Genomic DNA, 15,635 nt, shown 5'->3' with positions numbered 1-15,635 from the left:
GTGAGCCCAGACAGTAACAGTGTCGAGCGCTCGATTGCGCTGGCACGCCAGATATTGCACGCGGTACGAAACTCGTCGGTACGTCCGATCTGTCCCACGCCGGGCACACTGGACGCGAAATGGATATCACCGCAGCTCCCACAGCCACCCCGTCGACCGCCCCGCACCTGGCGGCGCGCGGATTCGTCCCCGCGCTCGAGGGCATGCGCGGACTGGCCGCGCTCGGGGTGCTGCTCACCCACGTCGCTTTTCAGACCGGGGCGGTGTCGACACCGGTACTCGGACGGGTGTGGGGGCGATTCGACCTGGCCGTGGCGGTGTTCTTCGCCCTGTCCGGGTTCCTGTTGTGGCGTCCGCATGCCGCGGCCGCGCGGGGCCTCGGCGCCCGTCCCCGAACCGGCCGGTACTTCCTGCACCGCGCGGTCCGCATCCTGCCCGCCTATTGGGTCGTCGTCGTGGTGGTACTGATCTTCCTGCCTGCCGCGGGCGGCGGGTGGAAGGTGTGGGCGGCGAACCTGGGCCTGGTGCAGGTGTTCGTGCCGCTGACACTGACCGATGGCTTGACCCAGATGTGGAGCCTGTCGGTGGAGGTGGCGTTCTATCTGGTGCTGCCGCTGCTGGCGTTTGCTCTGGTCCGGTTGCGCGGCGCGGCGGCGCGGTGGCGGATCCCCGTGCTGCTCACGGCAATGGCGGTGAGCCTGGGCTGGGGATTCCTGCCGATCCCCACCCCCGACGGCATCCACTCCGACAACTGGCTGCCCGGTTACCTGCCGTGGTTCGGCGCCGGGATGCTGCTCGCCGAACTCGTCATGCTTTCGGACGGCCCGGTGCACAGGTTCGCCCGCCGCCGCGGGGTGATGGCCGCGGTCGCGGTGGTCGCGTTCGGGCTCTCCTGCACCGACCTCGCCGGCCCGGAGGGCCTCGTCCGCGCGGCGGCGTGGCAGTACGCGGTGAAGATCGCGCTCGGTGCGGTGCTGGCGTTCGCGCTGCTCGCCCCGCTGGTGCTCGGCGACGGAGTGCGGCACCGGCTGCTCGCAGGCCCGGCCGCGCTGGCGGCCGGGCGCTGGTCGTACGGCGTGTTCATCTGGCACCTGCTGGTGCTCTCCATCGTGTTCCCGGTGTTCGGCATCCTGCCGTTCGACGGGCACTTCGTCTTCGTGCTCGTGGTGACGGTGGTGCTGAGCCTGGCGGTGGCGTCCGCGAGTTACGCGCTGGTCGAGGAGCCGGCGCGCCGCGCCCTGGCCCGGCGGGAGGCCAGGCGGCGTGCGGCGGTCGCTGACAGCGGCACCGCGGACCATCCGACCGCGACGACCGCGACCAGCGCGGCCAGCTGAACCAGCCACGAGTGCCCGACGTAGCCGCCGGGGAACCGCCACGGCCCGGTCGAGAGCAGCGCGGCGCCGACCGCGGTGCCGACCCCCGCGGCGCCGACCAGGACACGGGCCGCGGTCACGGGTCCGCGTGCCCGGCCGATGCCCGCGACCGCGGCGAGGACCGCGACCGCGACCAGGGCGCCGGGCCAGCCGGCCACCGCCGTCGCGGTGGCCAGCATGCCCGCGGCCCCGGCAGCGGTGCTGTGCCAGGTGCGCGGCGCAGGCCCGGGATCGCGTCCCGGCCGGCGCCGGGGCCACAGCGCGAACACGAACAGCGGGATCAGCGCGAGCAGTCCGGCGAAGATGCCGAGCCGGTACCAGCGGTCGGTGGGGAACTCGAGGGTGACGGTGCCGTCGGTGCCGGCCGGCACGATCCAGCCCTGCTGCCAGCCGTCCACCACGACCGGGGCCAGTTCGGTGCCGTCCGGGGCGGTGGCGACCCAGCCGATGTTCTGCGACTCCGGGTTCACCAGGAGCCGGTCCTCGGCGCCGGCCGTGACGGTCAGTTCGCGGTGGTTCGCCGTCCAGGCGGTGGTCGACACGGGGTCGAGGCGCAGCGGAGTGGATGTCGGCGCGGCGGCGTCGAGGCGGAGTCCGTCGACAGTGAACGCGGGTCCGGGCGCCACCACCACCGACGGTGATCCCGCGGGCAGCGGAACCGGTGCGGTGGGCTCGGCCGGCCCGAACGACCCGTCGACCGCGCACACCGTCGCGGGAACGGGTGCGCCGGAACGCAACTGCAGAGCGGTCGCGGAGACGGTGGTGTGCACCACGGACCCGGCGAACGAGACGACCGGGCCGTCCGCGCACCCGACCGTGACGGTGCGGTCACCGGCCGGGACGTCCGAGATTCCGGTGCCCGCGACGGTGACGGTCGCGCCCTCGGCGTCGGTGCCGAGCACGCCGATCTCGGCAAATCCGGGCGGCGCCGGCTGCGCGAAGCCGAGCGCGGTCTGGTCCAGCACGTCGTCCCAGTCGACGATGCTGACCACGATGCGGTCGGTGACCCTCGGGGTCAGTGCGATCCGGTCGCCGTCGGTCAGGTCCCGCACCTGTGGGCCGGCGCCGAGGTCGACGGCGACGCGGGTGGCGCGGGCGGGAAGTGCCCCGGTACTCGGGGTCAGTTCCAGCCCGGAGACCTCCACGGGTGCCGGCAGGGTCAGTGTGATCGTCGGCTTCGGGCCCTTGCCGTCGATGCTGTCGCGGGAGGCGGTCCAGCTGGTCCGCCTGTCGCCGTCGACGGCTGCGGCCGGGGAACTGCGCACGTCCGACACGGCTGCGTCGCCGCTCGCCCGCGGCCGGGCCGGGTCGGCGAGGATCGCCTCGAGTTCGGGGCCCTGGCGCGAGCGGACCAGCAGGCGCGGTGCCACCGCGGTGTCCTGCGGCACCGACAGGGTGCGTTCGAAGACGCCGGGCTCCTCCGGCTGCAGGGCGAGTCCGGGGTGGCAGCGCACCTGGTCCTCCGCCTCGACGCAGGCGGTGCGGCCGGGCAGTTCCTGGCCGAGGTCCCAGCCGAGGACGGTCGCGCCGGCGGGGGTCGGCGGCAGGACGGTGTGGTGCCGGATCGGCACCGTCACCGGATCGTCGCGGTCGGTGAAGTCGTCGACGGACAGCTCGCTGATTCCGAACTGCGTTCCGACGGAACCGTCCTCGGTGTGGGTGGCGGTGATCTTCACCCAGTCGGTACGGCCCGGCGGCAGCGACACCTTGAGTGGCTCCCCGGGTTCGGAAACCCGGACGGCGGTGCTGCCGTTGGCGGTGGTGACCTCGAGCTGCTTGACGGGCACACCGAGAGCGGCCGCGCTGGTCCGCAGGTGCAGCAGCGCGCTCGTGACCGGCTCGTCGAAGTCAATTCGAAGCCATTGCCCCAGAGCGCTTTCCAGGCCGTTGCTGAACCAGCCGGTGGCCTGGTCGCCGTCCACGACCGCGGCCGGTCCGCTGCCCGGTGCCGTCCCGCCGAGCTGGGTGGCGTCGGCCGCCGAACTCGACACGGTGATCCGGGCACCCTCCCACCGGCCGGTGACCAGCTCCGCTCCGTCGACGGGGTAGTCAGCGACCAGGTTGTGGGTCCGGCGCGCGTCGTCAGGGTCGCGCAGCGCGGAGCTGTGGTTGTCGACCTGCCCGAAGTCGGTCTCCCGGTCGGTGGGGGTGTCGGTGACGGTGACGGTGTCCATCGGCAGTCCGGCGCGGGCGGCGTCCGCGGCAAGCAGCACCGGACCGGCGGGCACCCCGTCTCCGTCCTGCGCGCGCCGGGCCGCCAGCCGTTGGAGCGATTCGGGGCCGCCCTGCACGAACGGGACATCGGCCAGGTCGACGGTGTACGGGCCCGCGGGCGGTGCGGCGGGGCCCGACTCCGGGGCGTCGACCCGGAAGATCTCGATCGCCGGGTAGCGGGGCCGCAGGTCGCCGTCGGCGACGATGCCCTCCACCTCGCCCGGGCCGACGTCCTCCCCGAACGTCGCGACGCGGGTCAGGCCGGGGGAGCCCTCGATCGCCCGATGCACAAGCAGGGGCCGGGTGGACCGGGACGACTCGGGGTCGAGGTCGTTGCGGACCACGACGAACCGGATGCCCTGCCCGAGCAGGGTCTGCGCGAGCCCGGCGGACGGGCTGCCGTCGGCGATCAGGCGCTGGACGGAGTCGAGGGCGCGGATCGCGCCGGGCGGCACCAGCGGCACCGCGTCGCGGGACGCCCACGGGGTCGACGCGAGGGCCTGCAGGGGCTCGTCCCGGGTCAGGCCCCACACCTGCGCGGCGAACGGCGCCCCCGGCACCACCAGCGCGCGGGCGGCGTCCGACCCGTCGGGTGAGGCGCCGGCGGCGTGGTCGCCGAGCCAGTCGGCGGCCTCGTGCCAGTAGGCGGGGACCTCGTCGTAGGCGCCGCGGGGAGCGAGCTTGCCGGTCCACGCGAGCGACGTCGCGAGCGTGAGCGCGACCAGGATCAGGCTGGTCACCGCCACCATCGGTTCGCGTTCGGGGTGGGCGAACGCGCTGCGCCAGCGTCGCGTCGGCACCGATCCGGGGAGGGGCACCTTCGCCAGCAGGTGTGCGAGCCCGAGCACGAGCGGCAGCCGGACGAGCGGTTCGAGCTTGTGCACGTTGCGCAGCGGCGCGCCGCCGGAGTCCAGGAAGATGCGGACGGTGTCGGCGATCGGTGATCCGAGTTCTCCGACGTAGCCGGCGCCGAGCCCGGCGAGACCGACGAACAGGATCAGCGTCAGCCGGCCCTTCGCGGGCATCGACCGCATCGCCAGGCCGGCCATCCCGGCGGCGGCGAGCGCGCCGGTCGCAACGACGGCGGCGGGCTGCGTGACGAGCACGGCGCCTGCGATCCGTTCGGGGGAGACGAACGGGGTCCAGCTGTCGGTGCCGCGCAGCACCTCGGTCAGGCTGGTCCACTGCGTCGTCACCCCGGACGACTCGATGTAGTCGAGGAACGGCGGACTGACCTTGCCGAGCAGCAGCAGCGGCACGATCCACCACACCGTGGCAACCACGCACAGCGGAAGCCACCACGCGGTGAACACCCACCAGCGCCGGTTCGGCCGGTGCGCGATCCACCACAGGGCGGTCACAAGGCACGCCGCCGCGGTTGCGACGGCGTTCACCGCGCCCATCAGCGCGACCGCGACCGCCGACTGCGCCGCCAGGCGTGGCAGCTGCGCTGCTCGTGCGTGGTTTGCGGGTCCAGAGACCCCCGAACCACGCACGAGCGCCGAAGGCGCCTGCAGGGCCAGGACCACCGGCAGCAGCACCCACGGGGCGAGCATCATCGGCAGCGTCTCGGAGGAGATCGAGCCGAGGGTGGTCAGGACGCGCGGTGAGAGCACGAAGGCGATCGCCGCGATGATGCGGGAGCTGCGGGAGCCGACACCGAGCGCCTCTGCGAGCCGGATGATGCCCCAGAATCCGGCGATGAGCAGCAGTGCCCACCAGATCCGCTGGGTGATCCACGGCGGGACGTGCAGGACGTGTCCGACGCCGAAGAAGGCGCCGTGCGGGAAGAAGTAGCCGTAGGCCTGGTTCTGCACCTGCCCGAGGGGTGCGAGCGACGACCACTGGTGCGACGCCCGCTCGAGGAAGCCGAGCGGGTTCTGCGTCAGGTCGTACTTGGTGTCGGCGACCAGTCGGCCCGGCGCCTGAGCGAATGCGAGCAGAAACGCGACGACCGAGGCGCCGACCAGCCACCGCCGGGTCAGCGGTGCGGTGGTCGGCGTCTCGGTGATCGCGTCGTGGGGGATGGAGATCGGCGAGTGACCCTGCCACTCGCCCTTAGTGGTGCTGTTAACGGCTGCCGTACTCCACCTGGTTCAGCAGCGACGAGTTCGCGTTCCCGGTCCGGTCGATGTCCGGGCGGGTGTTGTCCGAGGCGGCTGCGGTGACGCCGAAGACGGTGGCCAGTCCGAGGACCGCGCCGATCACTGCACTTGCCACACCGGGGACAAGGAACTTCATCTCGGATCTCCCAATTGCTGCTGCCTGACGGAAACGTTCGCGCCAAGGTATCACCCGCCCGGTCCGTTTCGGGGCGGCAGGCGAATTCAGATCGTGATGTCGAGCGCCGACAGCAGGGTGCCGAGCTTGGCGGTGGTCTCGGCCAGTTCGCCCACGGGATCGGACGCGGCGACGATTCCGCCGCCGGCCCAGGCCCGCAACCGGCGTCCGTCGGCGTCGAGTTCGGCGCAGCGGATCGCGACCACCCACACCCCGTCGCCGTCGGCGTCGCACCAGCCCGCGGCGCCGCCGTAGAAGCCGCGCGGCTCCTCCACCTCGCGGATCACGTCCAGTGCGGCTTGCAGTGGGGTGCCGCACACGGCCGGGGTGGGGTGGAGCAGTCGGGCCAGTTCCAGCGCGGTGGGAGCGGGGTCACGGAGCAGGCCGCGGATGGGGGTGCCCAGGTGCCACACCTGGCCGGTGCCGATCAGTTGTGGCCGCGGCACCGTCAGCTCGGTGCACAGCGGTGCGAGGACCGCGCGGATGCGGTCGGTGACGAACGCGTGCTCGGCGAGGTTCTTCGCCGACGAGAGCAGACGGTCACCCTCCGCCTGGTCGACATCGGGGTCGGAGTGGCGGGGCGCGGTGCCCGCGAGCGGAAAGCAGCGGATCTCGCGGCCGACGCGTTCGAGCAGCAGTTCCGGGCTGGCCCCGACCAGTGACCGGCCGATGTACTCGCCCCCCGCGGCAGACAGGTCGACGCCGAAGCCGTTGCCGCCGGGGTCGCGGGCGACCAGCCGCGCCAGCAGCGGCCACGGACGCATCTCGGTGTCGGTCTCGACCACCACCGAGCGGGCCGCGACCACCTTGTCCAGCTCACCGGCCCGCAGCCGGGACACCAGCGCGGCAACCCGCTTCCGGTGTTCGTCGGGTGCGGGAATCGTGGCGGTGATCCGTGCGCGGGGCGGCGCGGGCACCGCGTCGGGACGCCACGGACCGGCGTCGAACCGGGCGGTCTCGGGGGCGGTCAGCGCGGCCGGGCCGGCCGGATCGAAAGGAAGCGCCCCCACCACGAGCGGGACGTCGCCCGCGGCCAGCGCGTCCACGGCGGCGTCGACGGTGTCGAAGCGCGCTCGGCCTCCCGCGGTGCGCAGGGTCCGGTCGGCGCGGGAGAGGAGGAATCCGTTCACTCGGGTGCGAGGTTATTTGCCGGGCGGGACGATCAGCACCGGCCGGTGGCTGTGCCGCAGCACGTGGTCGGCGACGGAGGACTGCAGCAGCGATTTCAGCCCCGTGGTTCCGCGGGTGCCGGTGACGATGATGTCGGCGTCGAGTTGGTCGGCGACCTCGACGATCGTGGTCCAGACGGTGGTGACGCACTCGATGGTGCGGCCCTCCGCGTTCAGGCCCGCACTGCGCGCCAGGTCGAGGCCCTCGCTGTTGACGGTCTTGGCGTCGGTGAGGGCGATGTCCTCGGTGTCCTCGTCGGGAACCCACTCGGGCTGCATGACCCCCGACAGCCCGGACATCCGGGCGGCCTGGCGCACCATCGGTTCCCACGCGGTGATCACGATCGCGCGGTCGGCGCTGAGGAAACGGCCGGCGTATTCGATTGCGCGCTTGGAATTGTCGGTTCCGTCGTATGCGATGAGTATCAGGTCCGCGGGCATCGAGACCTCCTGGAGTCGGGGGGACGATCCTGCTGTCAGGCTACCCGTCGGGCCGGGTCGAGCGCGGTCGCCGCGGGACGCGTCCGGTCGGCAGGTCCCAGGGCATGTCTCCCAATCCCCGTTTCGGCGCCTCTGGCGCCCAATCGCCGCCCCGTTGCGTTGTCGTCGGCGCCGATACAACAGCGGTATCGGCTTCTCCTCCGCCTTACGGGACGACGATTGCTTCGCCAGATGCATCCGAGAGGGCTCAGGAGACACGCCCTAGGCTCGCTGTCATGACCCGCATCTGCTCGTTCCGTGTTCTTCCGCTGCTGCTCGGCCTCGGGCTGGTGGCGGGCTGCGGCGACTCGGGAACCGAGACGACGGCGACGACCCCGGCGGCGGAGTCGGCGGAGACGACCGACCTCACCACGACCTCGGCCCCGCAGAGCAGCGCCGCCGCCGCGCCGCTCGCGGGCGCGCCCTGCGGCGCCGACTTCCTGGCCGGGCTGACGCCGCGGCAGCGGCTCGCGCAGCTGCTCAACGTCGGGGTGGCGGGGACCGCCGACGCCGTCGCGGTCGTGCGGGACGAGCAGGTCGGTGGCGTCTTCGTCGGAAGCTGGACCGACGAGACGATGCTGGCGAACCGTCAGGTGCCGCAGGTGCAGGCGGTCGCGAAGGTGCCGGTGATGGTGAGCATCGACGAGGAGGGTGGCCGGGTGTCGCGGGTCGCGGACCTGCTCGGCGAGGACCCCGCACCCCGGACGGTCGCACAGACGATGACACCCGAACAGACCTACGAGATGGCGCTGGAACGGGGCCGCGGCCTGCACGGCCTCGGGATCACCGTCGATTTCGCCCCGGTCGTCGACGTGAGCGACCAGCCCGCGAACTCGGTGATCGGGGACCGGTCGTTCTCCGACGATCCGGACGTGGTGACGCAGTACGCCGGGGAGTACGCCCGCGGCCTGCGCGACGCCGGGGTGCTGCCGGTGATCAAGCACTTCCCGGGCCACGGGTCGGCGTCGGGGGATTCGCACACCGGCGCGGTCACCACCCCGCCCCTGGCGGAGTTGCAGACCCACGACCTGGTGCCGTACCGCACGCTCGTCACCACCGGGGTCGGGGTGATGGTCGGGCACCTGGACGTGCCCGGTCTGACCGCGCCGGGGGTGCCTGCGAGCATCAGTCCGGCGGCGATGTCGCTGCTACGGACCGGCACCGGGTACGGCGCACCGGCTTTCGACGGGCCGATCTTCACCGACGACCTGTCCGGGATGAAGGCGATCACCGACCGGCTCAGTGTGCCGCAGGCCGTCGCGGCGGCTCTGGAGGCGGGCGCGGACGTCGCCCTGTGGTTGACGACGGCCGAGGTGCCGGAGGTTCTCGACCATCTCGAGAGCGAGGTCGCGGCGGGCCGGCTGCCGCAGGCGCAGGTCGATGCGTCGGTGCTGCGGGTGGCGACTGCGAAGGGTGTCGTGCACTGCTGACGGTGGGGCGGTGCACTTCCCTCGCCGCGTGTCGGGGCAGAATGGCAGGTGACCCACCCATTCTTACTCTAGAGTAAGATCGACCCCTGGGGACCGACCACGGTCGGCGCCGCAGACTCTGGAGGAACGATGGCCGGCGGAACCAAACGGCTCCCGCGCGCGGTGCGCGAGCAGCAGATGCTCGACGCCGCCGTCGAGGTGTTCTCCGCCAAGGGCTACCACGACACCTCGATGGACGCGATCGCCGCGGCCGCCGAGATCTCCAAGCCGATGCTGTACCTGTACTACGGCTCGAAGGACGAACTGTTCTCCGCCTGCATCGCCCGTGAGGGGCAGCGGTTCGTCGAGGCCATCACGCCCGCCGCCGACCCCAATCTGACGCCCCGCGAGCAGCTGCGGGCCGCGCTGGTCGGGTTCCTCGGGTTCGTCGGCGAGCACCGGTCGTCCTGGATGGTGCTGTACCGCCAGTCGATGGGGGAGCAGACGTTCGCGACGCAGGTCCGCACCAGCCGCGACCGGCTGATCGAACTGACCGCGAAACTGCTCGAGTCGAGCACCAAGGAGCCCGAGCCCGACACCGATTTCGGCATCATGGCCGTCGCTCTGGTCGGCGCGGGCGAGGCGGTCGCGGACCGCGTCGCCGGCGGCGAGATCGCAGTCGAGAAGGCCGCGGACCTGCTCGAGGCCCTCGCCTGGCGCGGCCTGGCCGGCAAGAAGAAATAGGCCCTCGCCGCTGTTGCCCCCGCCTTCGGGCTGAAGGGCACCCTCGTGCGGTCAGGCCGAACGAAGGTGCCCTTGACCAGGCGGGTCGCCGTCAGCGCAGGGTGGCAGTCAGGTGCGGGTAGCCCTTCTTCGGGTGCCGCAACGCGAGGTCCCATCCGCTGCCGGCAGATTCGGCGGAGCTCGCGACCTGCTCGGCGTAGACGTTCACCGTCGCAGGCAGCACCACCGGCTTGCCGAACTTCACGCGGTAGGTCACGGAATCCGGGATGCGACCCTCGACGGCGCCGAGGATCGCGGCGGCGCTCCACATTCCGTGCGCGATGGTGCCCGGGAACCCGAAGGCCTTGGCGCCCAGCGACGAGACGTGGATGGGGTTGCGGTCCCCGGAGACCGCGGCGTAGCGGCTGACGGTCTTCTGGTCCACCCGCAGGGTGCGCATCGGCCGCGGCGGTGCCTCCTCCTCGTGCTCGGTCTTCGGTTCCTTGGGTGCGTCGGTGGCGTGCATCTTCAGGAAGGTGCTGACCTGGCGCCACACCAGTTCACGCCCCACCGAGACCTCGCTGACGAGGTCGACCTGGGTTCCCTTCGCATGCGGGCGCAGGTTCTCGGCGTGCACCGCGATGTCCAGCGGCTCGCTCACCGAGATCGGCCGCAGCTGCTCGATCACGTTGTCGATGTGCACGGAACCGATTGCCGGGAAAGGGAACTCGCGTGAGGTGAGCAGACGCATCACGGTCGGGAACACGAGGGTGAACGGATACGTGATCGGCAGCGTGTCGCCGAACCGCAGCCCGCACACCTTCGCGTACGCGGCCAGGTTGTCATGGTCGACTCGCAGACCCGACAGTGCCAGCGTCTGTTTCGGCAGGCTCCGGCGCCCGGACGGCTTCGCGAACGGTAGCGCGCTCACAGCGGCGCGCACGTAGTTGTCGAGGGCGCCCGGCTGGTGTGTGAGTTCGACTGTGCGACCGGTCATCACGCCCCCAGCAGGGACTGGCCGCAGACCCGGACGATCTGACCGGTGACGGCGTTCGACGCGGGGCTGGCGAAGTACGCGACCGTCTCGGCCACGTCGACGGTCTGCCCGCCCTGCAGCAGCGAGGACATCCGGCGGCCGGCCTCACGGGTCGCGAACGGGATCGCCGCGGTCATCGCCGTCTCGATGAAGCCGGGCGCGACGGCGTTGATGGTGATGTTCTTCTCCGCCAGCACCGGCGCGGTGGCCTGCACCAGGCCGATGACACCGGCCTTGGAGGTGCCGTAGTTGGTCTGGCCGCGATTGCCCGCGATGCCGGCGATGGAGGACACGTCGATCACGCGGCCTCCCTCCTTGAGTGCGCCCTTCGCGACGAGGTGGTCGGTGATCTTCTGCGGCGCAAGCAGGTTCACGCCGATCACCATGTTCCAGCGGGCCTCGTCCATGTTGGCGAGGGTCTTGTCCCGGGTGATGCCTGCGTTGTGGACGATGATGTCCGCGCCGCCGTGCCGCTCGAGCAGGTGGGTGGCGAGCTTGTCGGCGGCGTCCTCGGCGGTGACGTCGAGTGCCAGGGACGTGCCGCCGACCTTGTTCGCGGTCTCGGACAGCGCCTCGCCTGCGGCGGGGATGTCCGCGCACACCACGTGCGCGCCGTCGCGGGACAGCACCTCGGCGATGGTCGCGCCGATGCCGCGGGCGGCGCCGGTGACGACGGCGACCTTGCCGTCGAGGGGCTTCTCCCAGGACTGCGGCGCCGTCGCGTCGGCGCCGCCGATCCGGATGACCTGGCCGGAGACGAATGCGGACTTGGCCGAGAGCAGGAAGCGCAGGGTGGACTCGACCCCGGACAGCCCGGCGGACGCCTTCGGGGAGACGTACACGAGCTGGGCGGTGGCGCCGCGCTTGATCTCCTTGCCGATGCTGCGGGTGAAGCCCTCGAGTGCACGCTGGGCGATGTGCTCGTCGACGCCGCCGGTCTCTTCGGGGGTGGTGCCCAGGACGACGACGCGGGCGCACGGCGCGAGATTGCGGATCACCGGCTGGTAGAACTCGAACAGCTGCACCAGGTCGGTGACCTGGGAGATGCCGGTGGCGTCGAAGACGAGGGCGCCGTGGCGGTCGTCGTGCGGCTGCGAGGCGGGGTAGTCGGAGAGCAGTTCGCGCAGTGGCTCGACGAGGCGGCCGTTGCCGCCGATGAGGATCGGGCCCGCCAGGGCGGGCTCGCCCGCCTTGTAGCGGCGCAGGTGCTCCGGCTGCGGCAGCCCGGCCTGCTTGGCGATGAACGCGCCCGGCGCGGAGTTGAGGAACTGGGAGTAGAGGTCGGGAGCGCCCTTGCTGGCTGCCACGGTCCACCTTCTTGGTCGGTATTTCGTGCACCCGGGCACCGGGTGCGGTGTCGACAATGAACTTACTCTGAAGTAAGTTTGGTGTCGAGGCACAGCCTCGACATCGAGACCTCGTCCAGATGGAGACACCGTGACCACCAGAGCGCGTTCCACCAAGAAGCCGGCCGCCGCGTCCACCGGCGGGCGCGGGCTGCGCCCCGTCGCCATCGTCGGCGGCAACCGTATCCCGTTCGCGCGTTCGGACAAGGCGTACGCGCAGGCGTCCAACCAGGACATGTTCACCGCCACGCTGGACGGCCTGGTCAGCCGGTTCAACCTGCAGGGCGAGCGGCTCGGCATGGTCGTCGGCGGCGCGGTGCTCAAGCACAGCCGTGACTTCAACCTGATCCGCGAGTCCGTGCTCGGCAGTGCGTTGAGCCCCTACACTCCCGCCTACGACCTGCAGCAGGCGTGCGGCACCGGTCTGCAGTCGGTCATCGCGGTCGGCGACGCGATCGCGGCCGGCCGCATCGACGCCGGTGTCGGCGGCGGCAGCGACACCACCTCCGACGCCCCGATCGGGGTGAACAACGAACTGCGCGAGTTCCTGCTCTCGGTCAACCGCGCCCGGACCACCGCGGACCGCGTCAAGCTGCTCGGACACGTCCGCCCGTCCATGGTCGGCATCGAGATCCCCCGCAACGGTGAGCCGCGGACCGGGCTGTCGATGGGCGAGCACGCCGCGATCACCGCCAAGGAGTTCGGCGTCCGCCGCGAGGACCAGGACGAGCTGGCCGCCGCCAGCCACAAGAACATGGCCGCCGCGTACGACCGCGGCTTCTTCGACGACCTGGTCACCCCGTTCCTCGGCCTGACCCGCGACGACAACCTGCGCCCCGGGTCGACGGTGGAGAAGCTGGCGACACTCAAGCCGGTGTTCGGCACCAAGCTCGGCGACGCGACGATGACGGCCGGCAACTCCACCCCGCTCACCGACGGCGCCTCGGCGGTGCTGCTGTCCACCGACGAGTGGGCCGCGCAGCGCAACCTGCCGGTGCTCGCGCACCTGGTGGACTCGGAGACCGCGGCCGTCGACTACGTGCACGGCGACGACGGACTGCTGATGGCGCCCACCTACGCGGTGCCGCGGCTGCTCGCCCGAAACGGTCTGACGCTGCAGGACTTCGACTACTACGAGATTCATGAGGCGTTCGCCTCGGTCGTCCTCGCGACCCTGCAGGCGTGGGAGTCGGACGAGTACTGCAAGGAGCGGCTCGGTCTCGACGGCGCGCTCGGCAAGATCGACCGCAGCAAGCTCAACGTCAACGGCTCCTCGCTCGCGGCCGGACATCCGTTCGCCGCGACCGGTGGACGCATCGTGGCCTCGCTGGCAAAGATGTTGGCGGAGAAGGGATCCGGCCGCGGTCTGGTCTCCATCTGCGCGGCAGGCGGCCAGGGCGTCACCGCGATCATCGAGCGGTAGCCGCGCGGAACCCGGCGGGGCGGCACCTGGACGACGGTGCCGCCCCGCCGCCGTGTGTCTCGCGAATGCGGGCCGGCTGGACGACGATGGACGTCATGAGTGACAACGACGACTGGAACACGAAGATCATCGCCGAGTTCCGGGCCAACGATGGCCGGGTCGGCGGGCAGTTCGAGGGCGCGCCGCTGGTGTTGCTCCATCACCGTGGTCGCAAGAGCGGCCGCCACGTGGTGAATCCGGTGATGTGCCTGCCCGACGACCAGGACCCGGACACGATCTACGTCTTCGCCACCTTGGCGGGTGCTCCGAAGAACCCGGCCTGGTATTTCAACGTGACCGCGGCGGGCGAAGCCGAGATCGAGCGCGGTACCGAGACGTACCGGGTGACCGTCACCGAGGTGACCGGCCCGGACCGCGACCGCATCTACGCCGAGCAGGCCGGGCGCTACCCGGGATTCGCCGAGTACGAGCAGCGGACCAGGGGCGTCCGCACCATTCCGGTGCTGGCGCTGCGGCGGATCTGACCCGGCGCGCGGCGGTTCGCTGCGATCACGCTGATTTCAGACCGTGCGTTCCGGTGCGCGGTGGGTGAGGATGCGAACCATGACTGTTCGCACCATTGCACTCGCCGACGGACTCGAGGTCAGCGCCCAGGGTTACGGCGCCATGTCGGTCGCCCCGGTCTACGGGCCGGTGGACCCGGCGCAGGCCCTCGCCACACTTCACCACTCGATCGACATCGGCGTCACCTTCCTCGACACCGCCAACGTGTACGGGGAGGGTGCGAGCGAGAAGGCCGTCGGTGAGGTGCTGCGCACCCGGCGCGACGAGGTGCAGTTGGCCACCAAGTTCGGTCTCGTCGGCAACGTCGCCGCCGGACAGCGGGGGATCGACGGGCGGCCCGAGCATGTCGCGGGCTTCCTGGACGCGTCGCTGAGCCGCCTCGGTGTCGACAGCGTCGATCTCTACTACCTGCATCGGGTCGATCCGAACGTTCCGATCGAGGAGACGGTCGGCGCGATGGCGGAGCTGGTGGCCGCGGGCAAGGTGCGGCACCTGGGTCTGTCGGAGGCGACGGGCGACGAACTGCGCCGGGCGCACGCGGTCCACCCGATCGCCGCGATCCAGAGCGAGTGGAGCGTGTGGAGCAGGGACGTCGAGCGCAACGTCGTCCCGACCGCGGCTGAACTCGGGGTCGGATTCGTGCCCTACTCGCCGGTCGGCCGTGGCTTCCTCGCCGGGACCTACGACCCGGCCGCCCTCGGCGCGTCCGACCTGCGCCGCCGGTTCCCCCGGTTCGATGCCGACGCGCTCGCCGGCAATGCGAAGGTGCTCGAGGTGATCGGCGAGGTGGCCCGCGAGTCCGACGCGACGCCCGCCCAGGTGGTGCTGGCCTGGCTCTACGCCAAGGGCCGCGAGTTCGCGCTGCCGGTCGTGCCGATCCCGGGCACGCGTTTCGCCGCCCGGGTCGAGGAGAACGCCGCGGCGGTGGAACTCGACCTCCCCGCGGACCGTGTCGCGCGGCTCGACGAACTGGCCGCGATCACCGTCGGGGCGCGTTCGGCGGACCCGAGTTGGGTGTCCCTCGGCAGGGAGTAGGACGTCTGCCGGGATCGTCTGAGCTTTCCGGGCCCGCGGCCGTCGGTCGCGGGCCCGGAAAGTGTCACGGGCCCGCGACCGACGTCTCGTCGAAGGTCACGGCCATCCGTGGGCGTTGTGTTGTGTAGATCACGAAGTGGTCAACGAGCCCCGCATCGACGGCCTGCCCGCTCGGCGGTGCGTCTGTGGGGGCAACCGACCCGGAATGCGTGGGCGCGGGCGGTCGGAGAAGGCGATCCTCCCGCCCCTCCTCGTTGCGTCGGGGTGCCTGTCTTCGGTCGAATGACCTTGCAGTACAGTGTGATCGGCTCTGGATCTGGTTGCCGGTCTCGTCCGATCCGCGTCGGATACCGACCGGTGTGGCGGTGGCGGAGTGCGGTCGTGTTTGTCGGGGCGTGCAGCTGCGAATCGGCAGCGAATGTGAGCGCGGACTTTTATACATTGTCAATGTGACCCTGCTCACTATTCATTGAAAATCCTTTCACCTGCAGCGTTACCTGGTCGTGACCTTTTCGCTGCGTGATGGTGACTCGCGAGGGCCGAAGCCGCCCTGTGTGACACCCGCGCCCGTTCGGAGGCCGAA

At 71.4% G+C, this 15,635-nt stretch carries 11 protein-coding genes and 1 pseudogene; 6 read left to right on the top strand and 6 right to left on the bottom strand.

The genetic code is table 11. The annotated features are described in order from the left end of the window. Window positions 1–119 precede the first annotated feature (119 nt). A pseudogene (locus ACWEPG_RS00135) lies at window positions 120–1,181 on the top strand (acyltransferase family protein); the annotation flags it as partial. 23 nt (window positions 1,182–1,204) lie between these two features. Here ACWEPG_RS00135 and ACWEPG_RS00130 read toward each other — a convergent pair. From ACWEPG_RS00130 to ACWEPG_RS00115, 4 genes are all read right to left on the bottom strand, one after another. Next, window positions 1,205–5,614: an alpha-(1->3)-arabinofuranosyltransferase gene (locus ACWEPG_RS00130; protein ID WP_452593856.1), complete on the bottom strand. Its 4,410-nt coding sequence runs from the start codon at window positions 5,612–5,614 to the stop codon at window positions 1,205–1,207. A gap of 43 nt (window positions 5,615–5,657) precedes the next feature. Further along, window positions 5,658–5,828, bottom strand: coding sequence for a DUF2613 domain-containing protein (locus ACWEPG_RS00125; RefSeq protein ID WP_450112014.1), 171 nt, complete (start codon window positions 5,826–5,828; stop codon window positions 5,658–5,660). 86 nt (window positions 5,829–5,914) lie between these two features. Further along, a complete protein-coding gene (locus ACWEPG_RS00120; RefSeq protein WP_452593581.1) occupies window positions 5,915–6,997 on the bottom strand; it encodes an isochorismate synthase in 1,083 nt (360 codons plus the stop codon). Between the two features lie 12 nt (window positions 6,998–7,009). Next, window positions 7,010–7,477, bottom strand: a complete 468-nt coding sequence (locus ACWEPG_RS00115; RefSeq protein WP_450112016.1) for a universal stress protein — start codon at window positions 7,475–7,477, stop codon at window positions 7,010–7,012. 275 nt (window positions 7,478–7,752) lie between these two features. Here ACWEPG_RS00115 and ACWEPG_RS00110 point away from each other — a divergent pair, with 275 nt between their 5' ends. Together ACWEPG_RS00110 and ACWEPG_RS00105 are read left to right on the top strand one after the other, a co-directional pair. Further along, window positions 7,753–8,946, top strand: coding sequence for a glycoside hydrolase family 3 N-terminal domain-containing protein (locus tag ACWEPG_RS00110; RefSeq protein ID WP_450112017.1), 1,194 nt, complete (start codon window positions 7,753–7,755; stop codon window positions 8,944–8,946). 129 nt (window positions 8,947–9,075) lie between these two features. Further along, window positions 9,076–9,669: a TetR/AcrR family transcriptional regulator gene (locus ACWEPG_RS00105; RefSeq protein WP_450112018.1), complete on the top strand. Its 594-nt coding sequence runs from the start codon at window positions 9,076–9,078 to the stop codon at window positions 9,667–9,669. A 91-nt stretch (window positions 9,670–9,760) separates the two neighbouring features. Here ACWEPG_RS00105 and ACWEPG_RS00100 read toward each other — a convergent pair whose 3' ends face one another. Continuing rightward, on the bottom strand, window positions 9,761–10,645 hold the full coding sequence (locus ACWEPG_RS00100) for a MaoC/PaaZ C-terminal domain-containing protein (RefSeq protein ID WP_452593580.1): 885 nt from the start codon (window positions 10,643–10,645) through the stop codon (window positions 9,761–9,763). After that, a complete protein-coding gene (locus ACWEPG_RS00095) occupies window positions 10,645–11,991 on the bottom strand; it encodes a 3-oxoacyl-ACP reductase (RefSeq protein WP_452593579.1) in 1,347 nt (448 codons plus the stop codon). Before ACWEPG_RS00095 ends, ACWEPG_RS00100 begins: the two co-directional genes overlap by 1 nt. 130 nt (window positions 11,992–12,121) lie before the next feature. Between ACWEPG_RS00095 and ACWEPG_RS00090 the strand changes: the two genes are divergently transcribed. The 3 genes from ACWEPG_RS00090 to ACWEPG_RS00080 all read left to right on the top strand — a co-directional run bounded on the left by ACWEPG_RS00090 (window position 12,122) and on the right by ACWEPG_RS00080 (window position 15,052). Then, window positions 12,122–13,453: an acetyl-CoA C-acetyltransferase gene (locus ACWEPG_RS00090; RefSeq protein ID WP_452593578.1), complete on the top strand. Its 1,332-nt coding sequence runs from the start codon at window positions 12,122–12,124 to the stop codon at window positions 13,451–13,453. 95 nt (window positions 13,454–13,548) lie between these two features. Further along, window positions 13,549–13,977: a nitroreductase family deazaflavin-dependent oxidoreductase gene (locus tag ACWEPG_RS00085; protein WP_452593577.1), complete on the top strand. Its 429-nt coding sequence runs from the start codon at window positions 13,549–13,551 to the stop codon at window positions 13,975–13,977. A gap of 79 nt (window positions 13,978–14,056) precedes the next feature. Beyond that, complete coding sequence (locus tag ACWEPG_RS00080) at window positions 14,057–15,052, top strand: aldo/keto reductase (RefSeq protein ID WP_452593576.1); 996 nt, start codon at window positions 14,057–14,059, stop codon at window positions 15,050–15,052. Window positions 15,053–15,635: the final 583 nt, after the last annotated feature.

It is taken from the genome of Rhodococcus sp. NPDC004095, assembly GCF_053604015.1.
This window is presented reverse-complemented; position numbering and strand designations above follow the sequence as displayed.